This is a genomic window from Exiguobacterium sp. s6 (genome assembly GCF_018618155.1).
In the GTDB taxonomy this organism is placed as follows: domain Bacteria; phylum Bacillota; class Bacilli; order Exiguobacteriales; family Exiguobacteriaceae; genus Exiguobacterium; species Exiguobacterium mexicanum_A.
In genome coordinates, this window is sequence record NZ_JACSLN010000002.1 from 61,614 (window position 1) to 77,763 (window position 16,150).

General features: G+C 48.8%; 14 protein-coding genes and 1 pseudogene. 7 read left to right on the top strand and 8 right to left on the bottom strand.

The window, feature by feature from the left end; all coding sequences use genetic code 11:
* Positions 1 to 41 precede the first annotated feature (41 nt).
* Positions 42 to 2,921, top strand: coding sequence for a DEAD/DEAH box helicase (locus KNP75_RS11295; RefSeq protein WP_215190453.1), 2,880 nt, complete (start codon positions 42 to 44; stop codon positions 2,919 to 2,921).
* A 20-nt stretch (positions 2,922 to 2,941) separates the two neighbouring features.
* On the opposite strand, the gene KNP75_RS11300 is transcribed toward KNP75_RS11295, so the two are convergent.
* On the bottom strand, positions 2,942 to 3,355 hold the full coding sequence (locus tag KNP75_RS11300; protein WP_215190454.1) for a (deoxy)nucleoside triphosphate pyrophosphohydrolase: 414 nt from the start codon (positions 3,353 to 3,355) through the stop codon (positions 2,942 to 2,944).
* A 223-nt stretch (positions 3,356 to 3,578) separates the two neighbouring features.
* On the opposite strand from KNP75_RS11300, the gene mqo reads away from it, so the two are divergent.
* Complete coding sequence (gene mqo, locus KNP75_RS11305) at positions 3,579 to 5,078, top strand: malate dehydrogenase (quinone) (RefSeq protein WP_215190455.1); 1,500 nt, start codon at positions 3,579 to 3,581, stop codon at positions 5,076 to 5,078.
* Between the two features lie 89 nt (positions 5,079 to 5,167).
* Here mqo and KNP75_RS11310 read toward each other — a convergent pair whose 3' ends face one another.
* Together KNP75_RS11310 and KNP75_RS11315 are read right to left on the bottom strand one after the other, a co-directional pair.
* A complete protein-coding gene (locus KNP75_RS11310; RefSeq protein ID WP_131472030.1) occupies positions 5,168 to 5,692 on the bottom strand; it encodes a CarD family transcriptional regulator in 525 nt (174 codons plus the stop codon).
* A gap of 106 nt (positions 5,693 to 5,798) precedes the next feature.
* On the bottom strand, positions 5,799 to 6,227 hold the full coding sequence (locus tag KNP75_RS11315) for a MarR family winged helix-turn-helix transcriptional regulator (protein WP_214754456.1): 429 nt from the start codon (positions 6,225 to 6,227) through the stop codon (positions 5,799 to 5,801).
* Between the two features lie 135 nt (positions 6,228 to 6,362).
* Between KNP75_RS11315 and KNP75_RS11320 the strand changes: the two genes are divergently transcribed.
* The 4 genes and pseudogenes from KNP75_RS11320 (at position 6,363) to KNP75_RS11335 (ending at position 9,473) form a co-directional block, all read left to right on the top strand.
* Positions 6,363 to 7,109: a hypothetical protein gene (locus KNP75_RS11320; protein ID WP_215190456.1), complete on the top strand. Its 747-nt coding sequence runs from the start codon at positions 6,363 to 6,365 to the stop codon at positions 7,107 to 7,109.
* A gap of 116 nt (positions 7,110 to 7,225) precedes the next feature.
* Complete coding sequence (locus KNP75_RS11325; RefSeq protein WP_052090249.1) at positions 7,226 to 7,972, top strand: methionine ABC transporter ATP-binding protein; 747 nt, start codon at positions 7,226 to 7,228, stop codon at positions 7,970 to 7,972.
* Complete coding sequence (locus KNP75_RS11330) at positions 7,965 to 8,627, top strand: methionine ABC transporter permease (RefSeq protein WP_029596402.1); 663 nt, start codon at positions 7,965 to 7,967, stop codon at positions 8,625 to 8,627. The genes KNP75_RS11325 and KNP75_RS11330 overlap by 8 nt, the downstream gene beginning before the upstream one ends.
* Positions 8,628 to 8,652: 25 nt before the next feature.
* Positions 8,653 to 9,473: pseudogene (locus KNP75_RS11335) on the top strand (MetQ/NlpA family ABC transporter substrate-binding protein).
* Positions 9,474 to 9,508: 35 nt separating this feature from the next.
* Here KNP75_RS11335 and KNP75_RS11340 read toward each other — a convergent pair.
* Entirely contained in the window at positions 9,509 to 10,345 is an 837-nt protein-coding gene (locus tag KNP75_RS11340; RefSeq protein ID WP_215190457.1) for an aldo/keto reductase, read from the bottom strand.
* A gap of 142 nt (positions 10,346 to 10,487) precedes the next feature.
* Between KNP75_RS11340 and KNP75_RS11345 the strand changes: the two genes are divergently transcribed.
* Positions 10,488 to 10,901, top strand: a complete 414-nt coding sequence (locus tag KNP75_RS11345; protein WP_215190458.1) for a hypothetical protein — start codon at positions 10,488 to 10,490, stop codon at positions 10,899 to 10,901.
* 14 nt (positions 10,902 to 10,915) lie between these two features.
* Here KNP75_RS11345 and ahpF read toward each other — a convergent pair whose 3' ends face one another.
* From ahpF to htpG, 4 genes are all read right to left on the bottom strand, one after another.
* On the bottom strand, positions 10,916 to 12,439 hold the full coding sequence (gene ahpF / locus KNP75_RS11350; protein ID WP_215190459.1) for an alkyl hydroperoxide reductase subunit F: 1,524 nt from the start codon (positions 12,437 to 12,439) through the stop codon (positions 10,916 to 10,918).
* 12 nt (positions 12,440 to 12,451) lie between these two features.
* On the bottom strand, positions 12,452 to 13,015 hold the full coding sequence (gene ahpC, locus KNP75_RS11355; RefSeq protein WP_021067918.1) for an alkyl hydroperoxide reductase subunit C: 564 nt from the start codon (positions 13,013 to 13,015) through the stop codon (positions 12,452 to 12,454).
* Positions 13,016 to 13,346: 331 nt separating this feature from the next.
* Positions 13,347 to 14,144 (bottom strand): SRA domain-containing endonuclease, encoded by a 798-nt coding sequence (locus KNP75_RS11360; protein ID WP_215190460.1) that lies wholly within the window; start codon positions 14,142 to 14,144, stop codon positions 13,347 to 13,349.
* A 95-nt stretch (positions 14,145 to 14,239) separates the two neighbouring features.
* Entirely contained in the window at positions 14,240 to 16,108 is a 1,869-nt protein-coding gene (htpG, locus tag KNP75_RS11365; protein ID WP_215190461.1) for a molecular chaperone HtpG, read from the bottom strand.
* Positions 16,109 to 16,150 lie beyond the last annotated feature (42 nt).

Consider the following 16,150-nt stretch of genomic DNA (forward strand, 5'->3'; position numbering starts at 1 on the left):
GAAATTATTTGAATTTAGTATAAATCATGTTGGAGGTACATATGACTCATTTTACAGAACAACTCAAAAATTCGTTAGAAAAGGGGTTCATTGATAAGCATCATCATCACGTGAGTCCATTTAAACCTGAGTTATTAATGAATGAAAAACATAAACGACAAGATGTACTCACTTCGCTTCTAGACGAACTAAAGGGATGCCAATCTTTCTTATTCTCTGTTGCGTTTATTACGGAAGCTGGCTTAGCTACGTTAAAATCTACGCTTTCCGACTTACATGACAAAGGTATCCGTGGAAAAATCATGACCTCAACGTACCAATACTTTAATCAACCTAAAGTCTTTAAAGAACTATTAAAACTGAAGAATGTAGATATTCGCATTTCAGAAGTTGAGGCATTCCACTCTAAGGGATACATTTTTCAACACGAAGAGTACTACTCATTAATTGTTGGAAGCTCTAATTTGACGTCTGGAGCGTTAAAGACAAATTACGAGTGGAATCTGAAGTTGACCTCTCACGAGAATGGAGAAATTGTCGGACACTTCCTCGATCAGTTTGAAGAAATGTGGAGTGTTTCAGTTCCATTGACACTTGAATGGATTTCAGCTTACGAACGTTCGTATCGTCCAGTCTTCGGAGAACGTGTAGCTGAATTTCCAGACTCGTATGGAGTCAATCGATTAAAAGAAGCGTTACAGGTAGAACCTAATTCGATGCAACTAGCAGCTTTAAATGGAATCGAGGCCGTTCGTGCGCATGGAAATACAAGAGCGCTCGTCGTATCAGCGACGGGCACGGGAAAAACATATTTAGCCGCTTTTGATGTTCGTCGCTATCGACCGAAGCGAATGCTATTCGTAGTGCATCGCGAACAGATTTTGCAAAAAGCAAAGAATGATTTTCATCGAGTCATTGGTGGTGATGAAAGTGATTTTGGTATCCTGTCAGGTTCGAGCCGAGCAATGGGGGCTAGGTATGTCTTTGCAACGATCCAAACAATTTCTAAACAAGAAACATTAGATCAGTTTGACCGAGACGCATTTGACTACGTATTGATTGATGAGAGTCACCGAGCAGGAGCGGTTACATATCAACGAATTATAGAACATTTCACACCACAATTTTTATTAGGAATGACAGCAACTCCTGAACGTTCAGACGGATATGATTTATTTAAGTTGTTTAATTACAACATTGCATATGAGATTCGGTTACAAGAAGCGCTTGAAGAGGACATGTTGTGTCCTTTCCACTATTTTGGAGTGACAGATCTTGAAGTGAGTGGAAATCAAGTTGAGTTTGATGTATTCACTCAGCTCGTGTCAGAGGAGCGTGTAGAACGGATTATCGAGAAGATTGATTACTATGGTTTTTCTGGAGAGCGTTTATGTGGTTTGATGTTCTGTAGTTCAAAACGAGAAGCGAAACGACTTTCTGAGGAATTGAATCATCGAGGTTTTAGAACATGTGCTTTAACGGGAGATGATTCGCAAGAAAAGAGACGAGTTGAAGTGACTAATTTGGAAGAGGGTCGTCTAGATTACATTTTAACAGTTGATATATTCAACGAAGGTATTGATATTCCAAGCATTAATCAAGTCGTCATGTTGCGACAGACAGAATCAAGTATTATTTTTATTCAACAACTAGGACGGGGATTAAGAAAACACAGCTCAAAACAATACGTGACCGTTATCGATTTCATTGCTAACTATAAAAATAACTATTTGATTCCAATCGCTTTATCCGGAGACCGCTCTCAAAATAAAGATTCGATTCGGAGAAAAGTGATCGATCGTAGCTATATTTCTGGTACGTCGACTATTAATTTTGAAGCCATCGCAAAAGAGCGAATTTACGAATCGATTAATCAAGCAAAACTAACGGACTTAAAAGTGTTAAAAGAGGCTTATCACAATTTGAAAAACCGTTTAGGCCGACCTCCGATGCTAAGTGATTTTGTTGAACATTATTCAATGGATCCAATTGTTATTGGAACAAAGAAGGGTCATTACGGTGCCTTTTTGAATATAGTGGAGCCTGATCTCCCTGATCTTCCTTCCATTCATTCGAAAGTTCTGTTGATGGTGACCCAAGAGTTATTATCAGGAAAACGAGTACATGAGGCATTGTTAATGCAACTTCTGTTGGAGCAGGAAAGTTTGAACAAACAAGATTTTATTAATCGCTTGCGTGAGCAGGGCATCCGAAGTGATAAAGCTACCATTCACTCTTTAGAAAACGTATTATCACTAAACTTCTTTAAAGAGGCTGATCGATTGAAGTATGGAGGACACGCCTTAATTTCTTGGGAAGGTGAGGTGTATAGATTCTCATCTCATATGCACTCTTTATTAAAAGATGAATGGTTCACTCAGCTGTTTAAAGATGTATTAACAGCTTCCTTAGCTAGAGGTCAACGATACGATCAAACAAAACCATTAACCCGACTTGAAAAGTACACGAGGAAAGATGCTTGCCGCCTATTAAATTGGGATAAAGAAGAACAATCGACGATGTATGGCTACAAAATAAAACATCAAACTTGTCCGATTTTTGTCACATACCATAAGGGTGAAGACGTTGAAGCTAGCGTCAATTATGGAGACTCCTTTATTAATCCAGAAGTGTTTCATTGGTATACGAGAAGCAGAAGAACGACAAAATCGGAAGAAGTACGTAAAATCATTGAAGCACAGGAAAGAGAAATCGATATTCATCTCTTTGTGAAAAAGGATGATGATGAAGGCGGAGATTTCTACTATTTGGGGGAAGTCAAACCGGATCGCGAATCTGTTCAAGATACGACAATGCTGAATCAAGACGGACAGGAATTGTCTGTTGTTACGATGAACTTACTCCTCCAAGAACGTGTTGATCAACAAATTTACGACTACTTACACGAACAAACGCATTAATAAAAGCCGAGACGTGATGGTTACACGTTCTCGGCTTTTGTCGTTTGATTGATGACGTCGTTGACGGCAGGAATATCTGCTGGGGCCCACACAAGGGAATGTAAGTTATCGCGTTTTAACCAAATTAACGCATCGTGTTCTGTCGCGGTAGGCGTTCCTGATTTTAACTCAGCACGCAATGAAATCAATTGAATGATGAACGTTTCATATTCATGTACATGTTCATTAATCACTTCGTGCGCAGTGATTTCACAAGCTAACTCTTCAGAAATCTCACGTTCAAGTGCTTCTTGCAAATTCTCACCGTCTTCAACTTTTCCACCAGGAAACTCCCACATGTTTGGAATCATCATATTCGTTGAGCGAAGGGCGCAGAGAATTTCTTGATTTTCATTTTCAATCACTGCTGCAACTACTTTTACTTTCATTTTCATCATAGCTACCTCATTCTCTTAAGTATTGATTGTATTCATCATAACATCTCTAGTTCCGCGAGATGACTTCGTTAGAATCTCTAAAAGTTTTCTGTACTTAACCCTTATCAAACATCACAAAAGCGTTATAATCAATATAACAATTATAAACGGGGCGAGTCGGCGAATGGGGATTTACCGAATCGTCTCATACACAAATCCAGGGGAGAAGGATGGGGTTTTCATGAGCAGTGTTCAAAAGAGAACAGACGTCATTTTGATTGGTGCAGGCATCATGAGTGCGACGCTCGGGTCGCTCTTTAAAGAGCTCGTACCAGAGTGGGAAGTCAAAGTGTTTGAGAAGCTCGAAAGTGCAGGGGAAGAGAGTTCGAACGAATGGAACAACGCCGGGACGGGACATGCGGCCCTCTGTGAGTTGAACTATACGACTGAGAAGCCGGATGGCACGCTCGACATCTCGAAAGCGATCAACGTGAACGAGCAGTTCCAAATCTCGCGTCAGTTTTGGGCGCATCTCGTCAATAAAGGTTTGATTCAAAATCCGGAAGCGTTCATCCGTTCGATTCCACATATGAGTATGGTCCAAGGCGAGAACGATGTCCGCTTTTTGAAAAAACGTTTGGAAGCGCTAACAAATAATCCGTTATTTGAAGGGATGGTTTTATCGGATGACCCAGAACAACTCCGTGACTGGATGCCGATCGTCATGGAAGGACGTTCCGTCGATGAGCCGATCGCGGCGACGAAAATCGATTCAGGTACCGATGTCAACTTCGGTGCGCTCACACGGATGCTGTTTGACCATTTGATCGGCCAAGGCGTCGAGGTCAATTACAAGCATAGCGTCGAGGACGTCAAACGGTTGGCGAACGGCTTGTGGGAAGTGAAAGTGAAAGACATCGAGGCGAACACGATCGAGACGCACACGGCGCCGTTCCTGTTTATCGGCGGCGGTGGCGGCAGCCTGCCGCTCCTTCAAAAGACGGGCATCCCGGAGTCGAAGCATATCGGCGGATTCCCGGTCAGTGGTCTGTTCCTCGTCTGTAAGAACCGTGACGTCATCGAACAGCACAACGCGAAAGTATACGGCAAAGCGAAAGTCGGCGCACCGCCGATGTCTGTGCCGCACCTCGACACGCGCTTCATCGAAGGGCGCAAAGAGTTGTTGTTCGGACCGTTCGCCGGCTTTACGCCGAAGTTCTTGAAGACGGGCTCAAACCTCGATCTCATCCAATCGGTCAAACCGTACAACGTCGTGACGATGCTCGCGGCCGGGGCGAAAGAGATGCCGCTCACAAAATATTTGATTGAACAGGTGCTCTTGTCGCATGACAAACGGATGGACGAGCTCCGCGAATTCATCCCGACCGCGAAGAACGAGGAGTGGGAAATCGTCGTCGCCGGACAACGAGTCCAAGTCATTAAAGACACGCCGGATGGCAAAGGGACGCTCCAGTTCGGGACGGAAGTCGTCAGCGCCGAAGACGGATCGGTCGCAGCGCTGCTCGGTGCGTCACCGGGAGCCTCGACGGCCGTGCACGTCATGTTAAAAGTGCTCGAGCAGTGTTTCCCGAACCGGATGCCGGAATGGGAACCGAAAATCAAAGAGATGGTGCCGTCTTATGGCGTCTCACTCTCCGATCACCCGGAATTGTTCAAGACGATTCACGAATCGACAGCGATGGCGCTCGGCTTGAAAGAAAAAGGCGTCGTCCACAATTAAGCGAGTTCAGGCGAGGATATGAAAATATTCTCGCTTTTTCTTTTTGATTTTTGCATAAAAAAAAGACCTCTTCGCACGGAAGGGGCCAATCAAGTAGTGGCGACAGGTTCTTCGCTCAAATAAGCAGCAATTTGTTGATCGATAATTTCTTCCGACAATTCAAGCGCGAGCGAAAGTTCTTTCACGAGGATCGTTTTAGCGTTCTCTAGAATCTTACGGTCCTGTTCATATAACTTTTTGTTCAACAAGATAGCTTCGCTTTGGCGGCGAGCAAGCGTGTTGATGACTTGAGCGATGTCGTGACGGTTACCCGAGTGTACGACGTTCAAGAATTCGCGATTGCGGTTGTTCGGATGGGGATTCCATTCGACACCCGGCGAGCGGAACGATTCGAGGATCTCTTTTGCTTCTTTCGCTTCAAGGAGCGTCAACATCATCACTTTATCACTATCGACGGGGATACTGATTTGCAACTTCTGTGCGTTGTTGATGGGATGGAGCGTATAGTACGACTTCGTCTCACCCGCGACCGTCATGTCGGAAATGTCGTCAATGCGGCAAACTCCGTGGGTCGAATAGATGATTAAATCACCAGTTTTGAACAAATCGATCACCTCTTCCTTTCATCAAGTATAGTAGTTCATGACACGAAATGTCAACTCGGTTGACATTTGAGGTGAGATATGAGACAAAAAAATCCCTCCCAATCGTTAGGAGAGATTACAAATTCCAGTCGGCCTTCAACAACATTTTCAGTTGACGGAACGCGTCGTCACCGAGTGATTCGGCGATTTTTTGTTCGAGTTCAGCTTTCAGTGCCTCGTTCTGTTCGTAGCAACGGACCCCGAGTTCGGTCAATGCGATACATTTGTCTTTTCGGCTCGTCGGATGATCGGTCACCGTGACGAGTTCTTTCATCTTCAAGTTCTTGATGAGCTTATGAATCGCTTGGCGGGAGATGTGGACGTTGCGTGTCACTTCGGCAATGGTCGGCTTCGTCTTATAGATGCGGGCGAGCACGTACCATTCGGAGTTGGAGATGTAGATATCGTGTTGCTCGTTCCAAGCCCGTTCGCTGATGCGACGGATTTGGTCGTGACGCTCGCTTAGGAGATCGAGGAGTCGTGTCGTCGGTTCTGTTGGAGTCAAATTGGTCACTCCTATTCGTTTTTGTCGTTCCTAACTATACAAAAGCCGATGTGTCGCGTCAATGCGCAAACGAGATCGTCATCCTCCAATAAGATTTACTGATTTAGGGAACAGAAAAACAGAGGAGGGACTTTCATGCCGACACGTACTGACTTGTTTCAACGCTATAAACAACATATTCTCGAACTGCCCGACCTGGAGGAAGCGACACTGAAGAGTGAACCGTTCTTACTCGAGGAGGACCCGAACAAGCAACTTACAATCTATTACGCTCCGTTCGAATACATCAATCCGAACGCCAAAGTCGTCATCGCAGGGATTACGCCAGGACTGTATCAAATGCGGCAATCATTCGAGGCCATCCGCGATTTGGCGGACGCGCCCGACGAGGAAGCGCTCCGAGCCGTCAAGCAACGGGGCAGTTTCTCGGGACCGATCCGCAAGAACTTGGTGACGATGCTCGACGACTTGGAGTTGCATCGTCACCTCGGTCTCCCGACGACGCTCGACTTATTTGGCGAGGCGAACCATCTTGTGCAGAACACGGCGGTGTTGCCCTATCCCGTCTTCTATAAAGGGAAGAACTACAACGGGTCGAGTCCAGACATGTTGAAGACGGACTTGTTCCGGTCTTATGTCGAAGGCAGCTTCGCCGACGAGATGGCCGTCCTCGAGGATGCGCTCATCTTGCCGATGGGCATCAACGTCCGTCGGGCCGTCGAGACGCTCGTCGACAAGGGCATCATCGCGCCGGAGCGCGTCGTGAGCGGATTCCCCCATCCATCAGGGGGGAACGGCCATCGGCATCGCATCTTTGCCGAGAACCGTGAATCGATGCACCGTCATATCGCCGACCATTTCAAACAGCATCCGCTGAAGTGAGCCGTCACCGTGCGGTTCTTTTTTTTGTGAAGCACCTCACCTGACAAGTTTTCTTTAGTTCGCTAAAATGGGGTACGAGGTTGACCCAGTTTTCCCATGAGAGAAAGGAACCGTCTATGATCACGTTAACGAATGTCAGCAAACAGTTCGGCCGCGACTTAGCCGTCCGTGACGTCTCGCTTCAGATCGAGCGTGGCGAGGTATATGGCATCATCGGCGCGAGCGGGGCCGGTAAGTCGACGTTGCTCCGGTTGATGAACCTGCTCGAGACACCGGATACAGGGCAAGTCACGATCGATGGGGACGAATTGACGGGCCTGTCGAATCGACAGCTACGCGAGAAGCGCCACGTCATCGGCATGATTTTCCAACAGTTCAATCTCGTCGCGAACAAGAGCGTCTATGACAACGTGGCAGCCTCGCTGAAATTGGCCGGTCGACCGCGCTCGACGCATGAGGCCCGGGTACTCGAGTGCCTTCGTTTCGTCGGGCTCGAGTCGTTCAAAGACAAGTATCCGGCGCAACTAAGCGGTGGTCAAAAACAGCGCGTCGCCATCGCCCGGGCACTCGCGAACGAACCGCACGTCTTGTTATGTGATGAGCCGACGTCGTCGCTCGACCCGAACACGACGGCCGAAGTGCTCGGCGTGTTGAAGTCGATTAACGAGCGGCTCGGCGTCACCATCGTCATCGTGACGCATGAGATGGACGTCATCAAACAAGTGTGCGACCGCGTGACCGTCATGACGGACGGTTCGGTGTATGAGACGATTGACGTCATTCCGAGCGGGGTCGCAGACATCGACGACAATCCGTCCTGGTTCGTCGATCAACTGAAGAAGGCAGGTGAACCACATGCCTGAGGTGCTCCTGCAATATCAGACTGAGATTTGGCAATCGATCGGGGAGACGTTCATCATGGTCGGCGTCTCGATTCTCGCGGCCGTCCTCCTCGGTCTGCCGCTCGGGACGTGGCTCTATTTGTCACGAAAAGGACAACTGCTCGAGAATCGGGCCGTCTTCTCCGTGCTCAACTTGATCGTCAATATCGTCCGCTCGTTCCCGTTCCTGTTACTCGTCGTGTTTTTGATTCCATTTACGCGGCTCATCATCGGAACGGCCATCGGGACGGCGGCGGCAACCGTGCCGCTCGCCATCATCGCCATCGCCCATTACTCGCGACTCGTCGAGCAGTCACTCCTTGACGTCCCGCGCGGCGTCGTCGAGGCGGCCGTGTCGATGGGGGCGTCCATCAAAGACGTCATCTTCAAGTTCTTATACGTCGAGGCCCGTTCCGGTCTCGTCCTCGGGCTGACGACATCAATCATTAGCTTCATCTCGTACTCGACCATCATGGGGGTGGTCGGGGGCGGTGGCATCGGCGACTTTGCCATCCGCTACGGTTATCAACAGTTCAAGACGGAGCTGATGATGTACATGATTTTGATCATGCTCGTCTTCGTCCAGATGATTCAGTTCACCGGTACAACGGTGGCTCGGCTCATCGACAAACGCTAATTACCTACAGAAAGAAGGAAAACTTATGAAAAAATTAATGGCGCTTTTCGCCTCACTCACACTCGTCCTCGCGGCGTGTGGGAACGATTCAGAAACGAACACGACGGAAGCCCCGTCAAACGAGCCGCAGACGCTCAAAGTCGCATCGCTCATCCCACCGATGACGGATATGCTTGAAATCGCGAAAGAGCAACTCGCAGAAGACAACATCGAGCTCGAAATCGTCGTCCTCGGTGACAACGTCCAACCGAACACGGCGCTCGTAGCAAAAGAAGTCGACGCGAACTTCTTCCAACACGTCCCGTACATGGAAGAGTTCAACCGCAGCAATGACGCCAACCTCGTCCCAATCGAACCGATTTACTTCGCCAACTACGGTGTCTACTCGAAAGAGTATGACAACATGGGCGACATCCCGGAAGGCGCGACCATCGCCATCGCGAACGACGTGTCGAACATCGACCGCTCGCTCTCATTGCTCGCGCAACACGATGTGATTAAGCTCGGTGAGAAGAACGGTTCGTATTACACGCAAGCAGATATCACAGAAAACCCGAAGAGAACCTCAAGTTCGAGGAAGTCGATTTGCTCATGCTCGCGCGTGCGTACGATGATGTCGATGCGGTCCTCATGACGCCGGCCTATGCGGCTCCACTCGGCTTGACGCCGAAGAGCGATGCGCTCTTGACGGAAGGTGTCGAGAACGACTTCGCCATCACGCTTGTTGCTCGTGAAGACAACAAAGATGAAGAAGCCATCCAGAAACTCGGCGAAGCACTCACAAGTGACGAAGTTCGTGCGTTCTTGGATGAAAATTACGAAGAAACGGCGATTCCGGCGTTTTAACGAGAAAAGATTGAGCCCAGACGGCTCAATCTTTTTTAGTATTCCTCGTATTCTCTTGGGTCTTGATTATCGATGCGGCCGTCTGGCTTCGTCAGGGCGTTGAGCGTCTCCATCTCGTCCTCGGTCAATTCGAAGTTGAAGACGTCGAGGTTCTCTTTTTGGTGCAACTCGCTCGACGAACGCGGGAGCGGGATGACACCGAGTTGGACGTGCCAACGCAGAATGACTTGGGACACGGTCTTGCCTTTTTGTCTTGCTAGTTCCGCGATTGTCTCGTCATGCGTGACGGTCCGGGCTCGGCTCAACGGACTCCATGCTTCGGTAATGATTCCTCGCTCTTTGTCAGCCTGACGCTGTTCCACTTGGGAAAAGTATGGGTGGAGCTCGATTTGGTTGATGACCGGTGTCTCACCCGTCTCCTCAATCAAACGGTCGAGATGCTCGGGCATAAAGTTCGAGACTCCGATGGAGCGGATCCACCCGTTCTCTTTCGCTTGGATAAGGGCACGCCACGCCTCGACGTATTTGTCTTGTTTCGGGTTCGGCCAATGCAACAAGAACAAGTCCCAATAGTCGAGATTCGCCCGATAAAGCGACTCACGAATCATCTCGAGCGCATCGTCGTAGTCGAAGTATTGGGCGCGAAGCTTGGACGTCAAAAACAGTTGCTCGCGCGGGATGCCGGATTGGCGAATGGCCTCGCCGACCGTTCCTTCATTGTCATAGCGAATTGCCGAATCGATGAGACGATAGCCGTTGCGGATAGCGCTCGTGATCGCGTCGACGCCAGGTTCGCCTCGTAAATAAACGGTGCCGAGCCCGATGGCCGGAATCTCGTAGCCGTCATGTAGTTTGATGGTTGGGATGTTCATGAAATGCCTCCTCATTCAAAATCCGTTCTCTTGTCCGATATTCCACTTTCCCGGGGAATCAAACGTTTGAATCGGTCGGAGTTAATTAAAATGGAGTTGCCTATTTTCCTGTTTTTGGGATAATTGACATGAGGTGATGGGGATGAAGTGGTGGTGGATGTTCGGGATATTGGCCATTGGAGGAATGATGTTCGTCAATGAGGCTTGGTATGGAAACTCGGCGGCGTTTGGAACGGCGACCAGTATGATTATCGTGGCGTTGATTGGCCTAAAGAGTTTAGAAAACCGATATCGGATAAGAATGGGAGTCATCTTTTCATTATTGATTGCTGGAGCGATTTACTTTGGGTTGCCGAGTTATTCAGTCGCCGAGGCGGAACATACTTTGAAAAGAGAACACAAGAACGTGACATATGTGAATGATCTCGGTGTATCGGACAGGGGATGGAGCCCATTTCGACCGAATCGCGTCTACTTGTTTGAAATCGATTCTGGAGACAAAATCTTGTTTCTACCAGACTCGGGAGACATTATAAAAACGCGTCCTCAAATGTGAGGACGCGTTTCCTATTAGTTGCGAATCATATAATCGAAAGCACCGAGTGCGGCAGTCGCACCAGATCCCATCGAGATGATGATTTGTTTGTAGGCGCTGTTCGTGCAGTCGCCTGCTGCGAACACACCTGGGACGTTCGTGGCGCCATGACGGTCGACGACGATCTCACCGAAGTTGTTGCGTTCGACCGAGTCGAGCCAGTCCGTGTTCGGGACGAGTCCGATTTGGACGAAGACGCCTTCGAGTTCGACGTGATGCGTCTCGTTCGTCTCACGCGACAAGTACGAGATGCCGTTCACTTTGTCCGTACCCGTGATTTCTGTCGTCTGTGCGTTCGTGACGACGGTCACGTTCGGGAGGCTGTGGAGACGGTCTTGAAGCACTTGGTCGGCTTTGAGTTCAGAAGCGAACTCGAGCACCGTCACGTGTTTGACGATTCCAGCGAGGTCAATCGCTGCTTCAATTCCAGAGTTGCCGCCACCGATGACTGCGACGCGCTTGCCTTCGAAGAGCGGGCCGTCACAGTGCGGGCAGTAGGCGACACCTTTGTTTTTGAACTCAGCTTCACCTGGGACGTTGACGTTGCGCCAGCGTGCACCAGTCGACAGGATAACGCTCTTACTCTTCAAGACGGCACCGTTCTCAAGTTCGACTTCGACGAGGTCTTTCTTCTCGAGGCGCTTCGCGCGCTGGAGGTTCATGACGTCGATGCCGTACTCTTTCACGTGCTCTTCCAAGCTCGCGACGAGTTTCGGGCCTTCCGTGTAAGATGTGCCGATGAAGTTCTCAATCCCCATCGTGTCCATCACTTGACCACCGAAGCGTTCCGCGACGATACCGGTCCGGATACCTTTACGAGCCGCGTAAACCGCTGCGCTCGCACCAGCTGGGCCGCCACCGATGACAAGAACGTCATACGGGTCTTTGTTTTCAAATGCCGAAGCGTCAGGACCAGTTCCGAGTTTCGCCAAAATCTCTTCAAGTGACATGCGTCCGTTGCCAAACGCCTCACTGTTCAAGAAGACGGTCGGGACAGCCATGATCTCTTTCGCTTCCACTTCTGCCTTGAACGCGCCACCGTCGATCATCGTGTGTGAGATGTTCGGGTTGAGGACGCTCATGACGTTGAGTGCCTGGACGACGTCCGGGCAGTTGTGGCAGCTGAGGCTGATATACGATTCGAAGTGGTACGTGCCTTGAATGTTTTGAATCTGTTTGATCGCATCCGCGTCCACTTTCGGCGCCCGGCCGCTCACTTGGAGCAATGCGAGGACGAGTGACGTGAATTCGTGACCGAGCGGGATCCCTGCGAAGACGATCCCTGTCTCTTCAGACGGACGGTTCACGCTGAAGCTCGGTGTGCGTTCGAGCGTGACGTTCTCGACCGAGATGCGTGACGACATGCTCGCGAGTTCGTTCACGAGGTCGAGCATCTCTTTTGAGACCGCGTCGTCTCCAGCGCTGACACGGAGGACGACATCGCCCTCCATGAGCTGGAGATATTGGTCCAACTGTTGTTTAATATCTGCTTCTAACATGAAATCCGCTCCTTACAACTTGCCGACGAGGTCGAGGCTCGGGCGAAGTGTTGCAGATCCTTCTTCCCATTTAGCCGGGCAAACTTCGCCTGGGTTGTTGCGGACGTATTGTGCCGCTTTGACTTTGTTAACGAGTGTGCTCGCGTCACGGCCGATGCCGCCTGCGTTGATTTCAACTGTTTGGATGACGCCGTCTGGGTCGATGATGAACGTACCGCGGTCAGCAAGGCCATCTTCTTCGTTCAAGACGTCGAAGTTACGTGAGATTGTGTGTGATGGGTCACCAATCATGATGTACTCGATTTTACCGATTTTCTCTGATGTTTCGTGCCATGCTTTGTGCGTGAAGTGTGTGTCAGTCGATACTGAGTAGACTTCGACGCCGAGGTTTTTAAGTGTCGCGTATTCGTTTTGAAGATCTTCAAGTTCAGTCGGGCAGACGAATGTGAAGTCAGCTGGGTAGAAGCAAACGACGCTCCATTGACCTTTGAAGTCGTTGTCTGATACTTCGAGGAATTCACCTGTTTGGAATGCTTGTGCTTTGAAAGGTAAGATTTCTTTGCCGATTAATGACATGGGATATGTCCTCCTTGGTTTTTTACTCTAGTGGACTTTCGTCTCTACTAGAATAATTATAATGTAATACTAACTTCATATAACCCGCCAAAAATGTCAAGGCGTTTGCATGCTTGGTAAAAAGTTGATATATCAACGGTAAATGGATAATACGCATGGTAAAAGGGAAGAAAACGGTTACAATATAAATGTGAGTTTGTTTTCAATAACCTATGCAAAAAAAATAAAACCTTACTCATAGATATAGATTTGCTGAAGAAATGAACACATGATTCTCGTAATAAATCGTCACATTATCAATTACAAATAAAAAACCTCAATCTAAAGCAGATTAAGGTTGTTGAATCTTATTGATGATATGTTGATTAAATTCTACTCTGTCTATACCTTTATGCAGGCGAGCGTGACAGTTCGGACAAACTGCTACGACTTGATCCGGTTGCGATAAGCCATCATCGGATTCTTTATAGAGCGAGTGGAGCTCGAGATAAGGTCCGTTTTCCGTTTCAAACGGAGCAGGTTGCCCACAAGCTTCGCAACAGTTATTGGCACGAGCCAGCACATAATAAAGAAGCGCTGCTGTTTGTTCGCGAACTTGTAGCTTTCGTGCGGACATACTTAAGCCGGTGGCTCGTTTGGGATCGCGTGATGCAATTTCCTCTAACTCTTCAATCGGTTTATAACGCATCGTCGATGAGAATTGATGGGCCTCTTCCTGAATCACGTGTAACGGTTCAAAAGCAAAGACGATGACTTCTCGTTGATTATGATATTTATCAATTCCAAATTGAATATCGAATCCAATTAAAATGAGTTGATCGACAAAGCGATAAGTCCCTCGTCCGAGTGATTCAAATAAATAAACGTCTTCGCCGTTCTCTACATGGTTAAGGAGCGCTTTGTTGCCGAACGAGAACGATTGATTTCCTTCCTGTCCTTCTCCGCTGTAATAATAGAGGCCATCATCTTCGTTCCAACCATTTTTGTATCCAAACTCTTCGTCCATTCCACTATCGAATATAAAGATAAGTTTATGTTTGTTGGGTGTACTAATCCCTCGTTGTCGACTTCCGCCATACCGATCATGGAGTTCCGAACGTTTGTACAATTTATTTTTTTCGAACAGCATACGACACCTCATCCCCAAAAAATTCATCTATATAAATTGTATCACGTCTCTCACTGAATAAACGAAAAAGACAGAGGTCGCCCTCTGTCTTTCCATTATTCTGCCATCAACGCACACACCGCATTCGAATAGGCGACCGGGTCTTCAATCGGTAGCCCTTCGATAAGGAGCGCCTGCTGATAGAGCAAATCGGTATACTGTTTCGCTTTCGCTTCATCTTCCTTATAGATGCGCTGTAACGTCTGGAAGATGGCGTGATCGGCGTTCACTTCAAGCACTTTTTCAGCTTTCATACCGCCGCCGTTCGGCATCGTGTTCAAAATCTTCTCCATCTCGATTGAGACGTCACCGGCGACCGTCAAGCAGACCGGATGTGATTTGAGACGTGTCGATGCGCGCACTTCTTTGACGCGGTCGCCTAGTTCTTGTTTCATGAAGGCGAACAAGTCCTTGTTGTCCTCATTGAGCGACTTGGCCGCCTCGTCATCGAGACCGAGGTCACCGCTCGCGATCGACTTGAACTCTTTGTCGTCATACGACTGGAGCATCTTGATCGCGAATTCGTCGATTTCTTCGGTGAAGTAGAGAATCTCGAACCCTTCTTCTTTCAAGCGTTCCGCCTGAGGGAGAAGGTCGATGCGGTGAATCGATTCACCCGTCGCGTAATAGATGTACTTCTGGTCGTCTTTCATGCGCTCGACGTATTCTTTGAGCGTGGCGAGCTTGTTCTCGTTCGATGAGTGGAACAGGAGCAAGTCTTTCAACTCGTCCTTGGCGGCACCGAACTGATCGTAGACGCCGAACTTGAGCTGACGGCCGAACGACTCGAAGAACGTCTCGTAATCCTCGCGCTCGTTTTGGAGCATCTTCTCGAGCATGCCTTTGATTTTCGACTTTACGTTTTTCGCGATGACGCGAAGTTGGCGGTCCTGTTGCAGCATCTCCCGGGAAATGTTGAGCGATAGGTCTTCCGAGTCGACCATCCCTTTGACGAAACCGAAATAGTCCGGGAGCAGGTCAGGCGACTTCTCCATGATCAAGACGCCGTTTGAATATAGCTCGAGTCCTTTCTCGAACTCTTTCGTGTAATAGTCGAACGGGACCGTTGATGGGATGTAGAGGATCGACTGATACCGGATCGTGCCGTCGACGTTCAAGTGGAGATGCTTGAGCGGCTCGTCGAAGCCGTAGCGCTTCTCGTGATAGAACGCCTTGTAGTCCTCGTCCGAGAGTTCGCTCTTCCGTTTGCGCCAAATCGGAACCATGCTGTTGACCGTCTCTTCTTCGATATAGTCCTCGTACTCTTCTGAGTCGTCTTTTTGACGGTGCTTCGTCACGTCGAGCTTGATCGGATAGCGGATGAAGTCCGAATGCTTCTTGATGAGCGAACGGATCTCGTACTCTTCGAGGAATGATGAGTACGTCTCGTCGTCCGTGTCGGCTTTCACGTGCAACGTGATCTCAGTCCCGATGTCGGTTTTATCCGTCGGCTCAATCGTATAGCCGTCCGTGCCTTCCGACTCCCACAAGTAGCCTTGTTCGCTGTCGACCGAGCGGGTGCGGACCGTCACACGGTCGGCGACCATGAACGCCGAGTAGAAGCCGACACCGAACTGACCGATGAGGCTGTGGTCTTCTTCCATCTTCGTCGCCTGCTTCATCGCGAGCGAGCCGCTCTTGGCAATAATCCCAAGGTTCGACTCGAGCTCGTCGTCCGTCATCCCGATTCCGGTGTCGCGGATGGTTATCGTGCGGGCGTCTTTATCGAGTTCGATTTTAATGAAGTAGTGGTCCTTGTTGAAGTCGATCGCCTCATCTGATAAGGCCCGGTAATACATCTTGTCGATGGCGTCACTCGCATTCGAGATGAGCTCACGGAGGAAGATGTCCTTATGCGTATAGATTGAGTGGACCATCAACTCTAAAATTCGTTTCGATTCGGCTTGAAACTGTTTCTTTGTCATGATCGTTCTCCTTTTTATTTGTTCGATTTTGGCACTCTGTCA